At 66.7% G+C, this 19099-nt stretch carries 18 protein-coding genes and 3 pseudogenes; 13 read left to right on the forward strand and 8 right to left on the reverse strand.

Features of this window, described 5'->3' with window-relative positions; translation table 11 throughout:
- Nucleotides 1–224: 224 nt before the first annotated feature.
- Nucleotides 225–488 carry a hypothetical protein gene (locus OG520_RS40375; RefSeq protein WP_331749620.1) on the forward strand — a complete coding sequence of 88 codons (264 nt, stop codon included), beginning with the start codon at nucleotides 225–227 and terminating at the stop codon, nucleotides 486–488.
- Nucleotides 489–507: 19 nt separating this feature from the next.
- Here the strand turns inward: OG520_RS40375 and OG520_RS40380 are convergent, their stop codons facing one another.
- The 3 genes from OG520_RS40380 to OG520_RS40390 form a co-directional block, all read right to left on the reverse strand.
- The gene (locus OG520_RS40380) at nucleotides 508–1329 is read right to left on the reverse strand and encodes a transposase (protein WP_406016711.1); all 822 of its coding nucleotides are present in this window, start codon (nucleotides 1327–1329) and stop codon (nucleotides 508–510) included.
- Nucleotides 1330–1537: 208 nt separating this feature from the next.
- The gene (locus OG520_RS40385) at nucleotides 1538–1918 is read right to left on the reverse strand and encodes a hypothetical protein (RefSeq protein ID WP_331747853.1); all 381 of its coding nucleotides are present in this window, start codon (nucleotides 1916–1918) and stop codon (nucleotides 1538–1540) included.
- Between the two features lie 96 nt (nucleotides 1919–2014).
- A complete protein-coding gene (locus OG520_RS40390) occupies nucleotides 2015–2434 on the reverse strand; it encodes a hypothetical protein (RefSeq protein ID WP_331747855.1) in 420 nt (139 codons plus the stop codon).
- Between the two features lie 133 nt (nucleotides 2435–2567).
- Here OG520_RS40390 and OG520_RS40395 point away from each other — a divergent pair, with 133 nt between their 5' ends.
- The 3 genes from OG520_RS40395 to OG520_RS40405 are packed head-to-tail and all read left to right on the forward strand — an operon-like array spanning nucleotide 2568 to nucleotide 5335.
- Complete coding sequence (locus OG520_RS40395; RefSeq protein WP_406016712.1) at nucleotides 2568–3695, forward strand: hypothetical protein; 1128 nt, start codon at nucleotides 2568–2570, stop codon at nucleotides 3693–3695.
- A complete protein-coding gene (locus OG520_RS40400; protein ID WP_331747859.1) occupies nucleotides 3670–4944 on the forward strand; it encodes an AAA family ATPase in 1275 nt (424 codons plus the stop codon). The genes OG520_RS40395 and OG520_RS40400 overlap by 26 nt, the downstream gene beginning before the upstream one ends.
- Nucleotides 4937–5335, forward strand: coding sequence for a TniQ family protein (locus OG520_RS40405; RefSeq protein ID WP_331747862.1), 399 nt, complete (start codon nucleotides 4937–4939; stop codon nucleotides 5333–5335). The genes OG520_RS40400 and OG520_RS40405 overlap by 8 nt, the downstream gene beginning before the upstream one ends.
- Before the next feature lie 3 nt (nucleotides 5336–5338).
- On the opposite strand, the gene OG520_RS40410 is transcribed toward OG520_RS40405, so the two are convergent.
- Entirely contained in the window at nucleotides 5339–5878 is a 540-nt protein-coding gene (locus tag OG520_RS40410) for a CGNR zinc finger domain-containing protein (RefSeq protein WP_331747865.1), read from the reverse strand.
- 124 nt (nucleotides 5879–6002) lie between these two features.
- Here OG520_RS40410 and OG520_RS40415 point away from each other — a divergent pair, with 124 nt between their 5' ends.
- Nucleotides 6003–7286, forward strand: a complete 1284-nt coding sequence (locus OG520_RS40415) for an MFS transporter (RefSeq protein ID WP_399335252.1) — start codon at nucleotides 6003–6005, stop codon at nucleotides 7284–7286.
- A 170-nt stretch (nucleotides 7287–7456) separates the two neighbouring features.
- Here OG520_RS40415 and OG520_RS40420 read toward each other — a convergent pair whose 3' ends face one another.
- Nucleotides 7457–8836 carry an IS1380 family transposase gene (locus OG520_RS40420; RefSeq protein ID WP_331747868.1) on the reverse strand — a complete coding sequence of 460 codons (1380 nt, stop codon included), beginning with the start codon at nucleotides 8834–8836 and terminating at the stop codon, nucleotides 7457–7459.
- 322 nt (nucleotides 8837–9158) lie between these two features.
- Here OG520_RS40420 and OG520_RS40425 point away from each other — a divergent pair, with 322 nt between their 5' ends.
- Nucleotides 9159–10703: a TniQ family protein gene (locus OG520_RS40425; RefSeq protein WP_331747870.1), complete on the forward strand. Its 1545-nt coding sequence runs from the start codon at nucleotides 9159–9161 to the stop codon at nucleotides 10701–10703.
- A 110-nt stretch (nucleotides 10704–10813) separates the two neighbouring features.
- Here OG520_RS40425 and OG520_RS40430 read toward each other — a convergent pair whose 3' ends face one another.
- Nucleotides 10814–11314, reverse strand: coding sequence for a DUF5959 family protein (locus tag OG520_RS40430; RefSeq protein ID WP_406016713.1), 501 nt, complete (start codon nucleotides 11312–11314; stop codon nucleotides 10814–10816).
- Nucleotides 11315–11432: 118 nt separating this feature from the next.
- Here OG520_RS40430 and OG520_RS40435 point away from each other — a divergent pair, with 118 nt between their 5' ends.
- From OG520_RS40435 to OG520_RS40465, 7 genes and pseudogenes are all read left to right on the forward strand, one after another.
- Entirely contained in the window at nucleotides 11433–11900 is a 468-nt protein-coding gene (locus OG520_RS40435) for a hypothetical protein (RefSeq protein WP_331747876.1), read from the forward strand.
- Between the two features lie 33 nt (nucleotides 11901–11933).
- Nucleotides 11934–12980, forward strand: coding sequence for a site-specific integrase (locus OG520_RS40440; protein ID WP_331747878.1), 1047 nt, complete (start codon nucleotides 11934–11936; stop codon nucleotides 12978–12980).
- 64 nt (nucleotides 12981–13044) lie between these two features.
- Nucleotides 13045–13380 carry a transposase gene (locus tag OG520_RS40445; protein WP_331747881.1) on the forward strand — a complete coding sequence of 112 codons (336 nt, stop codon included), beginning with the start codon at nucleotides 13045–13047 and terminating at the stop codon, nucleotides 13378–13380.
- Nucleotides 13381–14058: 678 nt separating this feature from the next.
- A pseudogene (locus OG520_RS40450) lies at nucleotides 14059–14412 on the forward strand (reverse transcriptase domain-containing protein); the annotation flags it as partial.
- An 85-nt stretch (nucleotides 14413–14497) separates the two neighbouring features.
- Nucleotides 14498–15115 (forward strand): group II intron maturase-specific domain-containing protein, encoded by a 618-nt coding sequence (locus OG520_RS40455; protein WP_406016782.1) that lies wholly within the window; start codon nucleotides 14498–14500, stop codon nucleotides 15113–15115.
- A gap of 105 nt (nucleotides 15116–15220) precedes the next feature.
- Nucleotides 15221–16114 (forward strand): IS3 family transposase, encoded by an 894-nt coding sequence (locus OG520_RS40460; RefSeq protein WP_331747887.1) that lies wholly within the window; start codon nucleotides 15221–15223, stop codon nucleotides 16112–16114.
- A gap of 152 nt (nucleotides 16115–16266) precedes the next feature.
- On the forward strand, nucleotides 16267–17673 hold the full coding sequence (locus tag OG520_RS40465) for an IS4 family transposase (RefSeq protein WP_331747890.1): 1407 nt from the start codon (nucleotides 16267–16269) through the stop codon (nucleotides 17671–17673).
- On the opposite strand, the pseudogene OG520_RS40470 reads toward OG520_RS40465, so the two are convergent.
- A pseudogene (locus tag OG520_RS40470) lies at nucleotides 17662–18237 on the reverse strand (LamG-like jellyroll fold domain-containing protein); the annotation flags it as partial. The gene OG520_RS40465 and the pseudogene OG520_RS40470 sit on opposite strands and share 12 nt — an antisense overlap.
- Nucleotides 18238–18350: 113 nt before the next feature.
- A pseudogene (locus tag OG520_RS40475) lies at nucleotides 18351–19083 on the reverse strand (IS6 family transposase).
- Between the last annotated feature and the right edge of the window lie 16 nt (nucleotides 19084–19099).

Consider the following 19099-nt stretch of genomic DNA (forward strand, 5'->3'; position numbering starts at 1 on the left):
GGCCCCATCTCTCGGCGCTTCTGTCCGGGGGGAACGCGGCTCGTATGCGGGCCGCGATCTCGGCGGAGCGACGGAGTTCGGGGTGCTCTTGGAGCAGGGCCTGGCATTCTGCGGTGGTCGGTGCGTTGCCTCGGTTGAACCGGTCGCCCTGCTTCCACACCCATGCGCGGACGCGAACCCTTTCGGCGGGTGCTGTACCCCGAAGAACATCGACCCGTTGTTTCGTGCTGATCCTGGTTCTCTACCACCTGTGCCTGCGCATCGACGCGGCGCTCTGCGCCCGTATCGAGAAGCTCGGCTACGACAAGGACCACCACACGCTCGACGTGCTCATCAAGGGGGGTCCGTGGGTGAAGGTGCCGGTGTCCCCGTTCGTCTGGTATGCCGTCCAGACCCTGATCGAAGACCGGGCCGCGTCATTCCGAGCCGCACGCCGGGTCAGCCTTGGGCACAACCGGTCCCACGCCTGCGCGGTGGCCTTCCCATAGAGACGCGTGCCGGTGACGGTCACAGCCTGCTCGGTGCCCCAGGTGGCGGGTGTACCGAAGACGAGATCGCACCCGTGTTTGGGCGGTCGACCACCCTTCGGGGCATAGGCCCGGGGCGGTGTCGGTCGGAGCGGAGCCAGCCGAGGATCTCGACTGACAGGCCGGCCCGGAAGTGTGCGATGCGGGGGCATCGTCTCCAGCGTCTGGCACGACTAGAACGTGCAGGTCTCCCGGCTTCCGCTGGCCCGCGGTGATTAGGCGCTCGACGACTTCGCGGATCTGGTCGGTGGTCACTGCGGCAACGTCGGCGCCGGGCTCCAGCCGGACCGCGTCCAGCATGGCCGTACATGACGTGCGGCCAGTCTCCAGGGCGGCAACGGTCGAGTACGGCCAGCCGGGCGCCATCTGGTGCTTGCCCTCGCCGCGCGGCCAAAGGTGTGACAAATGGACCGGCCGCTACACGTATTGGCGTTCGCCGCAGCCGCGGCGAGACGTCTGCGGCCAGCACCAGTCGGCCCCCCGTAGCCCGCGGAAGCGGAAGCCCGGCCAGCGCGCGACGCAGCCGGGCCACGTCTATCCTCCCCTGGTTGAGACAGCCGTAGAGGGCTCCGTGCCCACGCCGGTGCTCGGGCGCGAGCGCAAGGTCGACCAGCGTCCGCGCGGGGCCGCCCGAACACAGCAAGGCGTCGCACAGCTCGAACAGCGCGTCGCTCCTCGCAGTCATAGACGTGTACAGCGACGACCGGAAGTGTGGCACTTCTGCGAACGCATCCTGCCCGGCTTCCTGGCGCAGAAGGCTCACGACCACGGCCTTCGCGTTGTGACGGAGCAAAAGAATCATACGATGGCCGCTTGCGCGTCCGCCGAACTGCGAAATCGCTGAACAATTCCGAGTCGCGTTCGACACCGACGTTAGACAACAAGGTTAGAGAATGTTCCATCGTAGGTACCTGTCGTGACGGCGGAGGCCGTCCACGCGCCGCGCGACTTCCTGAAGACTGCTCGGGGCGTGGTGGACCTTTCGCGCGTTCGTTGTAATCATCCGTAGCTCACGGATCGCAGCCAGCGTCTCGTAGCCTGGCCAGTTCGTGACGTTCCAGCCGTAGGTGTCGGCAAATTTGCAAGTGGTGGAGTTCTCCATGGCCGAAGCGCCTGCAGTGGACCTCCACAGTGACCAGATCCCACTCCGGTTGTCCGGTCGCCACCACCCCGGTGGCGTACAGGCGCGTTGTCTTGTTGTCAACGACCTCGTTGAACTCCTTGAGCCCGGCGCAGAACTCGCCGACTCTGTCTGCCAGCACCTCGTCGGCGAGGCTGTCTTCGAACGCGAGCCGCTCCCTTTTGAGTAGTTTCAACTCGCCGCCCTGGGAGCGGTAAACGCTCACGCGTTCCGAGTCGAAGTGGACCAGGACCCTGCCTTCTGTCGCCAATGTCTGTTCTCCTTCTTCTCGTTCCAGCGCGTTGGGAGCCTACGGCCTTCGTCGAATTAGCTGAGAGGTTGGCAAGCGTTCCGGAGGACGCAACGACTAATCGCCTTGTCCGCGGAAGGCGCTGAGGTACTTTTCGGCGAATTCCTCCTCTCTATCCCGATAGTATTGAGTGATGAAACGCGGGTGCTCCAAGGGAACGATCCTTTGGAAGAAGCGCTGGCCCTCGTTCACCTTCGAGAGGAACGCGAAGTTCTCGCCACTGCCAATGCAGTAGCACACCGAAGTGTCAGTTCCGAATGCTAGCTGGCGTTCCATGGTGTCCACGATGAAAGAGTGCAGGAGCTCCAGCAGCTTCTTGTTCTCGTAATAGTTGCAGTTGACCTCTTTTCCCTTGGGGCTCGTTCTCACCAGGCCAAGGGGACACACAAAACTCATGACGAAGTCGGCATAGAACTTGTCGCGGCCCCCGTAGCGCCTGATGACGTCGTGCAGAAACCCGGCGGAAGGCCGGCTCACCGCATAGCCGTCGACATCGACTCCCGTTTCGCTTTCGAGGAGCTTGGGGCCTTACCCGGGCCTGCCTGCGGCCGTCGTCTCGGAGTTCGCCGGGCACAAGGTCGCCGGCCTGCCGTTCTTCACCCCGGAGACGGTGACCACCGACCACGGTGCCGTCTACCGGAACCACCACCTGGTCGAAGTGCAGCGCGTTCTGGGCTGCAACATCCTTCCCTCCCGTGTCCTTCGACCGCAGGACAAAGCTGCCTGTGAGCGGGCGTTCGGCACCTGCAGGCAGCTGCTGTTCGAGCTGCTGACGGGCTACACCGGGGTCGACATCGCCGACCGCGGGGCCGATCCGGCGGCCGACGCTGTGCTGACCGTGGACGAGATGGAACACCTGATCGCTACCTGGATCGTCAAGATCTGGCAGACGCGCCAACTGGGCGAGTACGCCCCCAGTTGGGACCTGGACGGGGTCCACAGTCCGAACTCTCTGTTCGCGGCTTCGTTCGCGCAGGCCGGCCTCGCGATGGAGATCCCTTCCCCGGAACTGTTCTACGAACTGCTGCCATCCCACTACGTGCGCATCGATGCCCGGCGCGGAGTGAAGATCCGCGGACTTTGGTACGACGACGAAAAGATCCTGCGCGACTACCGGGGCCAGCCCTCGACACGCGGCGGCAAACACAAGGGCCAGTGGCTGATCCGGCGCGACCCCCGCGACCGGCGGACAGTCTTCTTCCAAGACCCGATCACTCATGCCTGGCACCCGCTGGCCTGGACGGGTCAGCCTGCAGTAGGGCAGATGCCGGCCTTCGGCGACGCCCGCGTCCGCGACCTGCTGAAGAAGGCCGCATCCTGCGGGATGAAGCCGAAATCCGACACCGAACTGCTACCGGTGCTACTGGAGTTGATCGGATCCACTATCCCGGTCAGCCAGTGGCCCACCCAGATGAACAAGTCGCAGCGAACCGAGCACGCCCGCGAGGTCGCCCAGGCCAAAGCGGCCAAAGCCGACCGTCCCGCAACGACGCCCGCCGAGCCCGAGGACGCACAGGCACAGGAGGCGGTAGTGACCGTGCTGCAGTGGCCGCAGCGCGCCCGCCAGGCCCAGGACAGCCTTGACGCCGAGCGCCGCCGACGGCGGGAGGCCACCGTCTCAGCCGCCCCCAAACCCCCGCCCACCCTGGGGGCCGGCTTCCGCACACGCAACGTGTTCGCCCTGCCCGAAGACGACGACCAGGAGGACGCCGATGCCGGCGCGCCCAACGCAGGATGAGAGCTCGCTCGCCCAGTTCCTGCGGATGGGGCCGAGGCCGGACCGAACCCGCCACGAGGGCTGGCAGCAGTGGCGCCTGACGCGCGACGCGTTCATCCCGGCCCCGCGGCTGTCGTTGCGCGAGTACGACGCGCTCAGCCCCCGGCGCAAGGGACTGCACGACATGCACCGCACCGCAAGCCACGTCAACATGCGACTCCAGGAGACGCCGATGAGCACGAAGGTCGCCGACCTGATGCTCGGCCGGCTGCAGAACAACGCCGTCAGATTCGCGCCGAGCACCCTGGACGGCCTGATGCTCAACGGAGGCGGCTTCCAGGGGAAGACCGAGACGGCCTGCCGCGCGGCTGCGGCCTTCGAGGACATGTGGCGGGAGGTCTATCGCCAACTTCTGCCGGGAAGCATGCCAGGGACCCGTGACCTGTTCGTTCCCGTCGCCTACTGCCGCCTACCGGTCCGGGCGACACCGAAAGCCTTATGCAAGAACATCCTGGACGTCTACGGCAACCCGCACCCCGGCACGCTGGACGACCTGGTACGCGCCGTCAGGGACTCGATCCGGGACCACAACACCACGGCCCTGCTGATCGACGATGTGACCCGGCTCCGACTTCACCGGCAGGACGACCAGGACACTCTGGACCTGATCCGCGAATTGATGGACCTCAACGTCACCCTCGTGCTGATCGGCGTCGACATCCCGAAGTCCGGTCTCCTGCGCGGAGCCTACGTCGATGCCCGCACCAATCAGTACGTCCTGCCCGACATCCGACGCGGCAAGAGCCACAACGAGGCCGCGGACACGCAGACCGACCGCCGCTTCGACCTGGTCGACCTGGACCCCTTCGACTACACCACCCCGATCGGAATCGCCGCCTTCCTCGACCACCCGACAGGCATCGAGGACCAGCTCCGGCTCTTCCGTGCCACCGCGGGCATGCTCACCAGCGGCTCCATGCCGGAATACCTGTTCCGGCGCTCACGCGGAATCGTCGGCCTGCTGCGGCGCCTGATCGAGGCCGGCTGCACCGGGGCCATCGCCAGCGGTGAGGAACGACTGTCCCTGGAACTGCTCAGAAGCACGCCGATCCGGCTCGGGAACCTCGATGACCTCGACGCGGAAACCGGCGAAGTCCCCGACATCCCCCAGGACGTCCCGCCACCCGCGACCTCGGCAAAGAAGTCCGCCGGCAGGCCCCGCAACACGGTCTTCGACGACCGCGGAGAACGGCCGGCCGCCGATGGCTGACACGGCGGATGAGCCCGCGCGGCCGCTGGGGATGAGCCTGGAACCGCTGGCAGGCGAGTCCCTGAACGGCTACCTCCTGCGGCTTGCCTACCGGCTCCACCTGGAGCCGAACCGGCTCACCCGACTGCTCGGATGCGGCAGCACTCCAGGGACCCGGGTCAGCCGACGGCTCCATCTGGACCTCCGCACGGACGCCTTCGCCCGCGCTACCCGCCTGACCGAGGCCGAGGGCGAGCAACTGACACTCCGGCCCTGGGCCGACCGCTACCCGCCCATCTCCCGATCGCCGGCCGCGGCGAAGGTCTTCTGTCGGCGTTCGCGTGAAAGTGCACAGCCCGGTACACACGAACGTGCACCACATGCCCTACTCCCCAGGAACGCGGCCGACTGACGGCTAGATCGTCTGCCGTTGCCGGGACGCGTAGGACCGGCTCTTGTTGCGGTTCCCGCACACCTTCATCGAGCACCAGCGGCGGCTGCGGTTCTTCGACACATCCCAGAAAGCCCAACCGCAGGTGTGCTCTGCGCAGCGCTTAAGTCGGGCAGCATCCCCGGTCGTGACCAGCTCACTCCACGCGATCGCCAGCGTGGCCAGCGGCCCACACTCCGCCGGTAGCTCCGCCGCAGGGGTCAGTGAGCCGCGCACCGTGACCAGCACAGGATGTTCGGCCAGCACCCGGTCCGCCGCGGCGAGCAGTTCCGCGTCGGGGGTGTCGCCGACATGGGTGCCCAACTCCTCGCGGATGCCTGCGCGAAGGGTCACATAGTTCTCGTGCACTTCGGTGGGGATCTCGCAGGGTGCGTCGAGCAGGCCGCGGTCCTTCAGCCAGTCGGCCAGTCCGGCCGGGGTGGCGATCTCATCATGTGCCTCTTCCACGTCGACCGTGTTGGCGAACGCCTCCACCAGGACGGCTGAGGCCGGTGGCTCCAGCATTGCGGGTCACCTCCTACAGGTTTCCACCACTCTACCGCCTAAACGTTTTACCGGTTGCGCGATGGCGGGGGTGTACGTCAAAGTGATCTCACCGGCTAAAGCGTTAGGTAGTTAGGGGATGGTCATGGTCACAGCGGTGCCTGAACGAACGCAGACCGACAAAAGCCTCGGCACGTCGACACTGGGGCCCTGCGCCCCACCAGACCCTGGTCGCCGCAACACCGCTGTCCTGGTCGGCTTCACCGCCGCGACCAACCTCGCCGACGGCGTGATGAAGATGGCCCTCCCCCTGCTCGCCGCCCAGCTCACCAGCTCTCCCGCCCAGGTCACCGCCGTCTCGTTGACCCTCACGCTGCCCTGGCTGCTTGTCGCCTTGCACATCGGCGTGATCGTCGACCGCTTCGACCGGCGGCGGCTGCTCTGGGGCGCAAATGGGATGCGGCTGGCTGCGATGGGCTGGCTCACCGTCTCAGCCGTTACCGGTGCCCTCACGCTCGGCCAGCTCTTCACCGCCGGGGTGATCCTCGGCGTCGCCGACGTACTGGCCTCGACCTCCGCCTCCGCTCTGGTACCGGCTGCGGTGCCGGCAGCGGGCCGGCAGCGCGCCAACGTCTGGATGGTGGGGGCCGAGACCGTGGGGCAGGAGTTCGCCGGGCCTTTCATCGGCGGGCTGCTGCTGGCCGCCGGGACGGGTCTCGCGCTGGGGCTGATAAGCGCCTCCTACGCGGTCGCTGCCCTGGCCCTGCTCCTGCTGGTGGGCCACTTCCGGGCCGACGGGCCCGCCCCGGACGCGGCTCCCGTCTCGGTCAACAGCCGGATCGCCGAGGGGCTGCGCTTCCTCTGGCGAGACGAGGTGCTGCGCACACTGTCGCTGGTCGTCGGCGTGCTCGCCGCCGTCTGGGGCGCCTGGCTGGCGCTCATGCCGCTCTACGCCCAGCAGGCCATGGAACTCGGACCGCAGCAGTACGGCATTGTGCTCAGCGCCCTCGGCATCGGCGGGCTGGCCGGCACGATGGCTGTGACCTGGGTGAACCGGCTGCTCGGTGCTCGCCGGGCGATGTTCGCCGACCTGATCGGCACCGCCGCGATGGTGGCGCTGCCCGCCCTGACCACCAACATCTGGGCAGTGGCGGGCGGTGCCTTCCTCGGCGGTATGGGCGGCACGCTCTGGACGGTCAACTCCCGGACCGTCGCCCAGCGCAAGGTCCCCGACGAGATGCTCGGCCGCTACGACGCGGCGGCTCGGCTCTTCAGCTTCGGCGCCATGCCGCTCGGTGCGGCACTGGTGGGCCTGCTGGCCGAACTGGGCGGCATGCGGCTGGCCTTCGGGGTGTTCGCGGTAACCACAGCGGCGACGCCGGTGCTGTTCCTCAGGAACGTCACCCGGTCGGCCCTGGAATCCCGTTAGCCTCGATCGTTCATGAGTCCTCGTCGGTTCGCTGGCGGGGGCTCTGTGCGTGCGGGGTGCGGGTTCTATCGAGGCGGGGCAGGCTGATGGCCCGGTTGTCGCGTCGGGTGGGCGCCGGGTTCCACTCCCGGGGTGGTCGTGCGGGTTGTTGGGACGGGGGAATTTACTGGTCAGCCGGGGTTCGGTAGGGCCTGGAGCCGGTCCATGGCGCTGGTGATCACGGATGTCCAGGGCCATCGGGCGGCCAGGCGGAGCCAGCGACGGCGGCCGGTGTTCACGAGCTGGGCGGCGGCGGAAAACAAGCGGAGGCGGAGGCGCTTCGGCTCCCAGCGGCGGGTTTCGCCTGTCAGGGCGAGCATCGGCATCCAGGCGAGGAGGTCGAGCGCGAGGGAGAGGATCTCCAGCCAGATCCGGTTCTGGGCTGTGTCGTGCAGGGGCAGGTTGCGCAGGCCGGTGTCGCGGGCGTTTCGGATGCGGTCCTCGCAGCGGGCCCGCCTGCGGTGACGCAGTTCGAGGTCGGCGAGCTGGCCGCCCTTTGTGTTGGTCGCGAAGCAGGTCAGCCGCAGCCCGTCAACGTCGGTGAAGCGCAACTGGGCGCCGGGGTGTGGCCGTTCCTTGCGGACGATCAGCCGCATGCCCTTGGGCCAGGTGCTCAGGTCGGGCATGTCGGTGATCTCTGCGACCCAGGCGCCGGGCCGTTCGGTGCCGTCGGAGTCGTAGGCCGGTGTCCAGACCCGTTTCGGGATCTTCAGCACAGCCTGGTGGATGGCGTCGGTGATGGTCATTCCGACCGAGTAGGACAGCCACCGGCCGCGGCGGGAGAGCCAGTCGAGGAAGGCGTGGGTGCCGCCGGCGGAGTCGGTGCGGACCAGCGTCTGCCGGCCCCGCCGCAGGTGTTTGGGCAGTTGGGCCAGAGCGAGTTGGGTGGTTTCGATGTGATCGCTCGCGGTGTTGGAGCCTGCGTTGCCAGGCCGCAGCAGCGCGGCCACCGGTTCCCCGGAACCGGCCTGGCCGTGGTCGACGAACGCAACGAGCAGATGGTGACCGAAGGTCTTTTTCCAGGTCGCGGTGGCGTCCTGCTTCTCGGAGTGCGCAAGCACCAGCACGCCGTCGATGTCCACGATCACGCTGTCACCGGCAGCCGGACTGTCTTCACCGGCCAACTCCCAGACCCGCGTGCGTACTTCGGCTCGCGCCGCGCGGATCGCGGTGAGCGCCTTCGGCCCGGCTACGGCGAGGGCGTCGACGAGGCGGGAGACCGTGGGGTCGGATGCTACCGGGCCGAACGCGTCGGGCTGGGCCCGCAGCATGGCGACATCGGCGAGGCAGTCCCCGCCCAGAGCCGTCGCGAGTGCGATATCCAGCAGGACCTTGCCCGGGTCGTGCACCGTCCGCGGCTTGCGCCACGGCGCCAGCGCCGCCGATATCGCGCCGTCCAGCCCGGACTTGCGGACCGTCTCGACCAGCAGCACTGCCCCGGCCTGCGAGACCGCCCCGCTGCCGCCGCCCCCGACGCGGACACGCGGGTACAACCCGATACGCTTGCTCACCTGGAGAGTGCTTCTTTCCGTGCAGCTGACAGGACCCTAGACAAGTCCCATCGTTGCAGGTCAGAAGCACTCTCCGCTTATTTGATCAAGCCATGGGCGAGCACGCTCATGAAAGCACGAGGTTAGGAACGCACCTTCGGACCTTTCCGCGTTCCCCGCCCGATGCACCGGGCAGATGCGCCCCAAGGCGACACGGGACCCGGAAGGCCCGGAGGCATACCCCAGCCGCCTCCGGGAGAGGGCCCCGTTGACGGTGACGACTGTCCGGGATCCTGACCAGACGGGGGACCCTGGCGCCACAGCACTGGGCCAAAAAGCCGGGATGGCCGTGCACGTTCCGCTGTACCGGCCGGCGCACATTCGGGTGTACGCCGACATCTTCGACAGCTGGCTGTTCAACGACAGCCCCCGCTACTGCCCGCGATGCCTGGCCGGCGACGGCAGCACCGTCCAGCAGAAGTACGGCGGTCCCTGGAAGAAGGTCTGGCAGCTACCCATCGCCTTCCTCTGCCCGGACCACCGGGCCTACCTTCACCATGGCTGCCCGAGGAAACACGAGACCAGCCGAGTCACCCCCCTCTTCGCGGGCGCCAAGCATGTCGGCCTGCACCCTGCCGAATGCCGCTTGCCGGAACCTGGAATCAAGCACGAGCCGGGGTTCACCCACACGCCCTGCAGAGTCCGCCTCGACCGACGTTCCAACTCCGGGCCTGGACCGAGCCCTGTGATCATTAAGCTGCAGGCGCGTCTCCTGGACCTCCTGGACGCTGACGCGACAGCCGAGGAGGCCACCCAGCGGTTCGCGGACCTGCGAGTCGTCACCGCTCTGCTCTGCGCGTCCTGGCCCATGGGACAGGGCCTGCTGACACCAGCTCTGGCCACCGCAGTGGCCGGCCATGTTCACCAAGCAAACCGCAGCGGCAGCCTCTACTGGCCCCCTTACAGTCCAGTGGTAACAGCGGCGCTCCTCTTCGCCGCTGAAGCCGTTCTGGGCACAGACGATCTCGAACTCACCCTCGCCGGCCACCACCGGGCCAGTTGGAGCGGCCTGCCCAGCCTCGCCCCCTGGAGTCACATCCTTAACCGGCACAGGAGTTTGTGCTCGGAGAAGCTGTTGCTCGCCGCCGAGCCGTCCATTCGAGCCTTCCGCCGCAACGGAGGCGCCTCCGGCCTGCGAGCGCCGACCCGCACGGCCGGCTACCAGCCGGAGCACATCGCCGCCGCACTGGAGCATGACCAATTCGAACGCCACCTCGCGGTCTTCGGCTGGGGCACCTATACCCGAGCCGCACGCCGACTGGCCGCCGTCAAACTCGTCCAGTGGAGGATCGGTGGCGCCATGGCCGAGGCAGCCTCCTACCCGGGAATCACCCAAGCGGGCAATTTCACGATTAGTCGGGCGCTCAACCGACAACTCGCCAGCCACCCTCCCGGCCGGTTCACAACCGCTCTTCGGGCTCTTGCACGAGAACTTGACGCAGGCCCGAGCCCCGTCGACTACCGGCGACGCCGCGTCGCGTTGAACAACTGGAGCTTGAGCCCTCGCGAATGGCAGGAGATCCTCCGTGCTCTACCTCGGCCCCGTTTCGAGCGGGATCCTCGCCTGGACGACTACGCCCGCCAGGGAGCTTCGGCTTTCGCTTGGGCTCACATCACTCAGGGCGAGCCCAGGTTCGCCCCCCGCCCCATCCTGCTTTCGCACGCCCACACGGAGTCGGATCGTCACCCATGGCCCACGAAATGCAACAACATGTGGTTCCACATCGGCGCCGCGAGCACCTCGCACTACGCAGCGCTACGGACGCTCCTCATCGAGGTCAGCGAAGATCTGGCGCGCACGATCGATGCGACTTTTCGAGATGGGTGACATCAGAACGGCGGCCTGGCCTGGTCGAACTTGAGGTTCGGATCGCTCTGCTTGACACCAGAAGGGCGTTCTTTGTTGACACCTGCCAGCTAGGAGCTGCGGTATGTCGCTCAGACTTCGCGGGGAGGGCGCCACTCGTAGGTCATGGAGTCCGTCTCCAGGACCTCGCTGGGCCAACTCTCCCGTACCCGTTCAAGCCGGTCGTGGTGCGCGTCTATCCAGCTCTCGTGCGGCTGTATCCCCAGCACCGCGCTCAGACGGTCGGGATCCTCAATCGTCACGGCGAGGGAGCGGTCCTCGTGCATATGAAGGCCGAGATGCAGCCCACGGTCCCCGCCTATGCTCACGCCTTTGCCAGGAACGAGTTCGGTCAGTTCCCGCTGCCAGGTGTCGAGGTCGCGCGGGGAGAGGAAGAGCTCCAGCCGGATATCGACGAAACTCGCATGTGCCAAAACCTCAGCCCGGAGGATGTCGTGGCCGGTCAGCACGCCGGGCATGGAGCGGCCAGTGACACGTACGGTGCAGCAGTCACCATCTACGTCCTGCAAGTGGATCAGGTCCACTGCGTCTTGTTCGGTCACCTCTGGCCTCGTTTCTGTCGTGATGATCAACCATGTGCATCCTTCCTCACTGCCATTCGAGCGGATCGTGCAGCCCCACAAGCCGTGCCGTTGCAAAGGGTCGCAGTTAACGCGACCAAGTGTCATCTATCTCGAAAAGTCGTAATCGATGCCTCACGATCGAAACGGCAGTTCCAACAATCTTGGCCAGGTTCCAACTACCGCGTCACGGCTCATCCATGACATCGACGCCAATGCGGCCAAAGGCGAGCCCGCTCACCAGCACTTCGACTTCCGCCTTGCGTTCTACCTCACCGCCGAGCAACCGCCCGCGCTCGCTCTCCAGGAAGAGGAAGTCGCCGGGGCCCGGTGGCTCCCGTACGCCGACGTGCGGTCCCCTACGCTGCGGGCCAAGCTCCTGGACGCCGAGGCGGACGGCCTCGATGGGCGCCCGGAGCCCGTCAACGCGAGCGCCTTGATCCACGACGGAGCCGGCCGGTATCTCCTTCACCTTCGGGATGACCGGGAGAGCATCTGGGAGCCCTGGGTGCTGGCCCTCCTCGGCGGTTATGACAAGGGATTGTTGATGTATCAGTCGCGCGGAGAGGGGATGTTGGAGATGCAGGATGTTGGCTAGGTTCGCTGCTCCCCAACCGTCTCAGGGAGAGCAGTGGACTACTTCTTCACCTCGTGGGACCGAGTCCGACGCAGCTACGAAGCATCGATCGGCGTTGATCTCAACACAGCGCAGTACGTCGATAGCGCCAGGGCCCTGACGGACGGCACCCCGTTCTTTCTCGGTTCGGACATGCGCCCGCTGGAGCCGCACTGCTCCTTCTTCTTCGAGATGGCCAAGACGCTCAAGGCGTCCTCGCTCCGGGGCTACGCATACGACTTCCTCGCCCTAGACGACTTTCTCGCCGCCTTGGACCCGCCCAGTGACCTGCTGGCGGCTACCGAGGATGACCTGCTGGCCTACCGCAGGTACTGCACGGAGCATCGCGAGGTGCCCATGGCGCCGGCCACCTGGAAACGCCACCGGACAACCATCAACAACTTCTACGACTGGGCCGTGCAGACCAAGTTGCTGGAAGGGCGCCCGTACTTCCGCAAGGCCAACGGCCGGGACGTCCTGAGCTGGGGTTCGACGAGTGAGCTGGACGTGCGCCACCTGACCTTCGACCAGTGGTCGTTCCTAGACCGGGTCGGGCTGCGCGGTCTACTGCCGGACGGATCAGTGGACCGGTCGTTCCGGAGCGCGTATCCGCTGCGCAACAGCGGAGGCGGGAACCTGGCCATCACCACCGGGTTACGGCTGCGGGAGTTTCGGTCCCCGCTCGACATCGAGGTCGGACCACCGCGGCGCGACGGCGCGGCAGGGGAGATCGAGCTGCAGGCGATCGCCAAGTTCGGGCTGCCGCGGACGGTGGAAGTCCAGGATGCGACGCTGCGTGAGCTGGACTGGTATCGAAGGACTGAGCGGGCGGCGACGGTCCGCAAGGCTGCGAAAAGCCTCACGCGCCACCGTGACGAGCTCTTTGTGGTCCACGACATCGACCTGCGGTTGATGAAGGTCCACGGCCGCCAGTACGGACGACGGAAGACATGGACGGTCAAGGCCATGCCGACGGAGGTGCGCCGGATCGCGGTGGTCGAGGGCACGCACGGTCTGGAGCCGATGGCGCTGTTCGTGGGACGGGGTGGGCCGATGATCTGAACCTTCCCCTTGATCGTGGACACCTGGAGACTGGGACGTGAGAGCCCAGAGGAAGCAGTGCCAGGTGGGAAGCAAGTACACGAAGCGGTACTCGGAGGAGTACAAGCGGGACGCGATCGAACTCGTGCGGTCGTCGGGACGGACGGTGACCGAGGTCGCCCGGGAGCTCGGGGTCAGTTCGGAGTCACTGCGGGGCTGGGTGAAGAAGGCCCGCGCTGCCCAGGACACCGGATCGGGACCTGGTTCCGTGCGAGCGGGGCGGGCCGCCGACGATCGGGACGAGGAGCTGAAGCGGCTGCGGAAGCTGACCGCCGAGCAGGCGAAGACGATCGAGATCCTGAAAAAAGCGACTGCCTTCGTGTGTCCTGAATGGAGAGGGGCTGCCGGTGTAGGTCGGTAGCAACTGGATGGTGCTGCACAGATGATGAGGGTTTTGGCCCCTCGGAGTCGCCCCCGCGGAGGGAGGCTCCGAACCGCCTCCTGCCGCGTTGGCTTAAGACCGTCGTGGTGAGCGTCGGAGGAAAAGGCGTCCTTGAAAGGGCGTCAGGTGGGGATCGGGAAGGCGAGCGCGAGCGAACCACTGCTGATGCGTCGAAATGCTTGGACGACATCGAAACCGGGGCTTGAAGGTTCCTCCGGGATGAGTCTGGCGGGTGTCCGCTTCCTGGCCAGGCGGTGTCCGGCGTGAAGGTGGCGCGAGCCCGATCTGCGGGGTCTGTGCGGAACAGGAGAAGGCGTACGTCCATGCCGGGCGTGCGCCGGCGGACCGGCCCGTAGTAGTGGTGAAGTCCCTGTAATGGGGATGGAGCGAAGGGGCCGGGTCGTTCGTGGCTTGTTCATTCGATCAACCGGAAGTGCTCCGGGAGGAATTGGCGTGGATGAGTTGAAAGCACTGGTCAAGCCGTTCGGTCTTCCGAAGCTGCTGGTGATGGAGGCTTGGGAGAAGGTCAGGGCGAACAAGGGCGCGCCGGGCGTGTACGCGGTGGCCATTGAGGAGTTCGAGGAGGATCTGCGGGGAAACCTGTACAAGATCTGGAACCGGATGTCCTCGGGCTGCTACTTCCCGCCACCGGTGCGCATGGTGGAGATTCCGAAGCCGCAGGGCGGCATCAGGGTCCTCGGAGTGCCGACCGTGGGCGACCGTGTCGCGCAGACGGTGGTGGCGATGGTGCTGGAGAAGAGGGTCGAGCCGATCTTCCATCCGGACTCCTACGGCTACCGCCCGGGGCGCGGAGCGATCGACGCGGTGGGCACGTGCCGGGAGCGGTGCTGGAAGTACGACTGGGTGGTCGATCTCGACATCAAGGCGTTCTTCGACTCGGTGCCGTGGGACTTGATGCTCAAGGCGGTGGGTTCGGTCTGCGAGTTCCCCTGGGTCCTGCTGTATGTCAAGCGGTGGCTTGCTGCCCCGCTGCAACATGCGGACGGCACGCTGATCGAGCGTGCCATGGGAACCCCTCAGGGTTCGGCGGTGTCTCCGGTCCTGGCGAACCTGTTTCATGCACTACGCGTTCGATATGTGGTTGCACCGGGAGTTCCCGGACGTCCGCTTCGAACGGTATGCCGACGACGCGGTCATCCACTGCCGCAGTCTCGCCGAGGCGAGAGCAGTGCTGGCCGCGCTGGAGGCGCGCATGGACTCGGTTGGCCTTCAACTGCACCCCGACAAGACGCAGATCGTCTACTGCCGGGACGCGAACCGCAAGAGCTCTTTCGAGCACACGAGGTTCACGTTCCTGGGCTACGACTTTCGCGAGCGCACCGTGGACGGGCGTACGGGGCTGTTTCGGAGTTTCTCTCCGGCGGTCTTGGAAAAGGCCCTGAAGAGGATGGGCGAGGTGGTGCGTTCCTGGCGCCTGCACCGGTGGGTGCAGGGCGAGGCCCGAGACCTCGCGGACTGGATCAATCCGGTCGTGCGGGGATGGATGCAGTACTACGGGGCCTTCAATAGGTCGGCCCTCTATCCCCTCCTGAAACGGATCAACGCCTACATGGTCCGGTGGTTGCGCGGGAAGTACCGGAGGCTGCGGCGAAGCTGGACAGCGACATTCCGTGCGTGGTGGTCTGGGGTTGATCGACATCCCCGGCTTCTCGCGCACTGGGTCTGGGTGACCGAGCCCGCCCGGGTCTGGTGACCAGGACGACAAGAGCCGTATGACGGGAGACTGTCACGTACGGATCTGTGGGAGCCCGGGGGTGAAATCCCCCGGGCCACCCGACTTCGTGAAGGAGAGCGACCGGTGAGGAAGATATGCCGGTTCATCCACGCGGAGAAGGCGAACTATGCGGTCACGCTGCTGTGCAAGGTGATGAGGACCGCCCGCTCCACGTACTACGCGTGGGTGGCCGGGCGGCAGGCCCGCGAGACGCGGCGGCAGGCAGATGAGGCCCTGGCCCACGAGATCACGGTGATCCACCTGGCTTCCCGGCGGAACTACGGCGTCCCGCGCGTCACCGCCGAACTGCGCCGGCAGGGCCGACTGGTCAACCGCAAGCGGGTGGAGCGGGTCATGCGGGAGCACGGCATCGCCGGGCACAGCCGGCGCACCGGACGCCGCGGCCTGACCAAGGCCGACACCAGGGCCGCCCCGTCGCCGGATCTGATCGGCCGGGACTTCACCGCGACCCGCCCCGGTACGAAGATCGTCGGGGACATCACCTACATCCCCACCGCCGAGGGCTGGCTCTACCTCGCCGCGTGGCTGGACCTGGCGACCCGGGTGATCGGCTACTCGATGGCCGACCACCATCGTGCCGAACTCGTTGTCGATGCCCTGGACATGGCTGCCGCGCTGGGCCGCCTGGAGCCCGGCTGCGTGATCCACAGCGACCGCGGATCGGAATACACCTCCGGCCAACTCCGCATGAAAATCGGCGAGTTGGAGTGTCGGCAAAGCATGGGGCGGACCGGCAGCTGCTTCGACAACGCCGCCGCGGAGAGTTTCTGGGCCGTGCTCAAAGAGGAGATCGGCACCCGCTTCTGGCCCGACCGGGCCACCGCCCGCACCGACATCTTCGACTTCGTCGAGACCTTCTACAACAGACGCCGTCTGCGCAAGCACATCCACTGGGGCTACCTCACGCCCCACGAGACGCGCCTGCGCCACCAACAGGATCAGGCCCTCGCGGCGTAACGACGACGTGTCCAAGATCACGGGGAAACTGCATAGCCAACACCGTTGCGTTTGGCCCCTGAGCTGTACGTCAAGCCCTGCTGAACAGCGCAACGGGACCACCTGATAGATCAACGATCGGCGAAGAAAGTCGGTCAAGGTCAGGGGTCCCGTTGCAGGAGAAGTCTGTCATCACGTCCACGATCGAGACAGCCCGGGGTGTTTTCGCGCCGGGTCATCTGGGGGAGTTGACCCAGATCGTGGACTTCGCGCTGGTGGACGCGGTGCTGGAGGAGACCGGTCGGCGCGAGAAGCGCCTGCGGCTGCTGCCTTCGCGGGTGGTGGTGTACTTCGTGCTCGCTCTCGCACTGTTCGAACACCGCTCGTACCGCACGGTGTGGTCCAAGCTGACCACCGCCCTGACCGCGCTGGCCCTGGTGCATCCTGCGGTCTCCTCGCTGACGCGGGCCAGGCGCAGGGTGGGGGCTGCACCTCTGCGGCGTCTGTTCGAGACGCTTGCCGGGCCCGTCGCCCGCCCCGGGCAGGCCGGGTCCTTCTACCGGGGCCTGCGCACGGTGGCTGTCGACGGGACCCTGCTGCACACCCCCGACGACGAGACGCTCACCTGGCGCTACCCCAAGCGGGCCGCGGAGAGTCTGGAGTTCGGCTATCCGCTCCTGCGGCTGCTGGCCCTGGTCGAGTGCGGCACCCGCGCGCTCATAGCCGCCGCCTTCGGACCGGAGTCCGAGGGTGAACTCCCCTATGCCAAGCGGCTTCTGACCGCCCTGGACAAGACGATGCTCCTGCTGGCCGACGCGGCCTTCGACGGCAACGAGTTCCTTGATGCCGTCCATCAGAGTGGGGCCCGGTTCCTGGTGCGCTCCGGGGCCCGCCGCGTCCCCACCCCCGCCGAGCACCTGGGCGACGGCTCCTACATCGCCCGCATCGGCTACGGCGTCCTGCGGGTACTGCTGCCGGTGCGCGTGATCGAGGCGACCCTCACCGTCACCTTGGCCGATGGCACCGTCCGCACCGAGCAGTGGCGGCTGATCACAAATCTGCTGGACCCCGTCCGTTTTCCGGCCGCCGAGCTCGTTGGTCTCTATCACCGCAGGTGGCAGGCGGAAACTACGTATTTCTCGATCAAGGCCACGATGCTCGACGGCCGCGTCCTGCGCTCCCGCAGCATCGATGGCCTCGACCAGGAGGTCTACGCCCTGCTCACCGCCTACCAGGCTCTGATCCGTGCCGGCGACGACGCCCTGACCGGACGGCCGGAAGTACCCATGGAACGGATCAGTTTCACCGTCCTACTGGCCGCCGCAACCGACACCGTCACCGCCGGCCTTGGAATCTTCCCCGGCACCCTCATCGACCTGGTCGGCACGATCGGCCACGCCGCCCTGGGCGACCTCCTGCCCGCCCACCGACGGCAACGAGTGAAGGCCCGCACACGCAAGAACCCCACCAGCAAGTACGGCCCGAACGCCGGACAGCACCCCCAGAAGGCCCAGAACTACACCGTCCACACCACCGTTGCATTCTTCGCCCACGGCCTCAGCAGCCGCTCACGGCCCTAACGCAACGGTGTTGACTTCAGAGTCCACCTCCACCGATGCCGAGACCGTGAAGGACCCGCTCTCGTCGACCACCGGGCCGGTCATGGAGGCATAGCCGGTGGTTCCGTTGAGTACCACCGCGCTCTGGTCTGCGTTCGGAACGGCGCCTCCCGCCAGTTTCATCGATGCCACGGGGTAGGCCGTGGTCTCGGGAATCGCCGTGGTCGTGGCACCAGCAGCATCCCACTGGGCCACGAGCTCGTTGGTCGGCACGTCGTCCACAGCGGCCTGCGCCTCCTTCGCGATCTCGTCGCCGGTGAGGGGGCGCTGCCACACAGCTACCTCGTCCAGGAGACCGAAGAAGTTCTCGCCGTACTTGCCGCTGAGCTTCGAACGCCCCATCTGCAGGCCTTCGTTGGCGGTCCAGGGCTCGTAGTTCGGCGCGTTCTTGATCAGCACAACGGGTTGTCCCTGCGGGCGTCCGTTGACGAACAGCTGGATAGTGTCGTTACTCTTGTCAGTGTCGCCCTTGGTGTCGAAGACGCCTGTCAGGTGTGTCCATACGTTCAGCGGTGGGTTCACCTGGTCGGCAACGGAGCGGACGAATGTATGGGCCGCCTGATGGCGTTGTCACGTTGGTGCGGTGTTGATCGATTGAGGGCGCGTCAGGGTGTGTAGGGGTCGGGTGGGGGCCTGGCTTACGCTGCGATGGGCTGGGCGGTGGCGCCGGTGATCTCGTCCCAGATGGCGAAGCGGGTGGTCATCTCGGTGCGGTATTCGGTGGCGGTCATCAGGTGGCGGCGTGGTCGGAAGTGCGGTGAGATGCCGCTGAACGCGGACAGGAACCGCTGGGCCCCGCCGGTACTGCGGAAGCCCTTCATCGCGCGTTCGCGCTGCCTCGTCGGCTGATGACTGTTCTCGGCCCGGTTGTTCAGGCCCTTGTGGGCGCGGTGTTCTACGGAGGGCATGACCTCGCGGTGGGCCGCGCCGTAGGAGCGGAGCTTGTCGGTGACGATCACTCTCGGCACCGAGCAGGTCTTCTTGAGCAGTTTGCGGAAGAACCGCCTGGCCGCAGCGGTGTCCCGCCGGTTCTGGACCAAAATGTCGAGCACGTTGCCATCGGCGTCGACGGCCCGCCACAGGTACTTCAGCTCACCGTTGATCCTGAGGAAGACCCCGTCCAGGTGTCACTTGTCGCCCGGCTGCACACGCCGGCTGCACACGCCGGCGGCGCAGGCCGTTGGCGTAGGCCTGCCCGAACTTCGTACACCAGCGGCGGACCGTCTCGTGGGAGACGAGCACACCGCGCTCGAGCATCAGCTCCTCGACCTCGCGGAACGACAGCGGGAAACGGAAGTACAGCCACACGCAGTGCGCGATGATCTCCACCGGGTACCGGTGCCCCTTGTACGACGGCGGCGCGCTGTCCACGGACGACCCCTCCCAG

It is taken from the genome of Streptomyces sp. NBC_00984, from assembly GCF_045162475.1.
Lineage (GTDB): Bacteria > Actinomycetota > Actinomycetes > Streptomycetales > Streptomycetaceae > Streptomyces.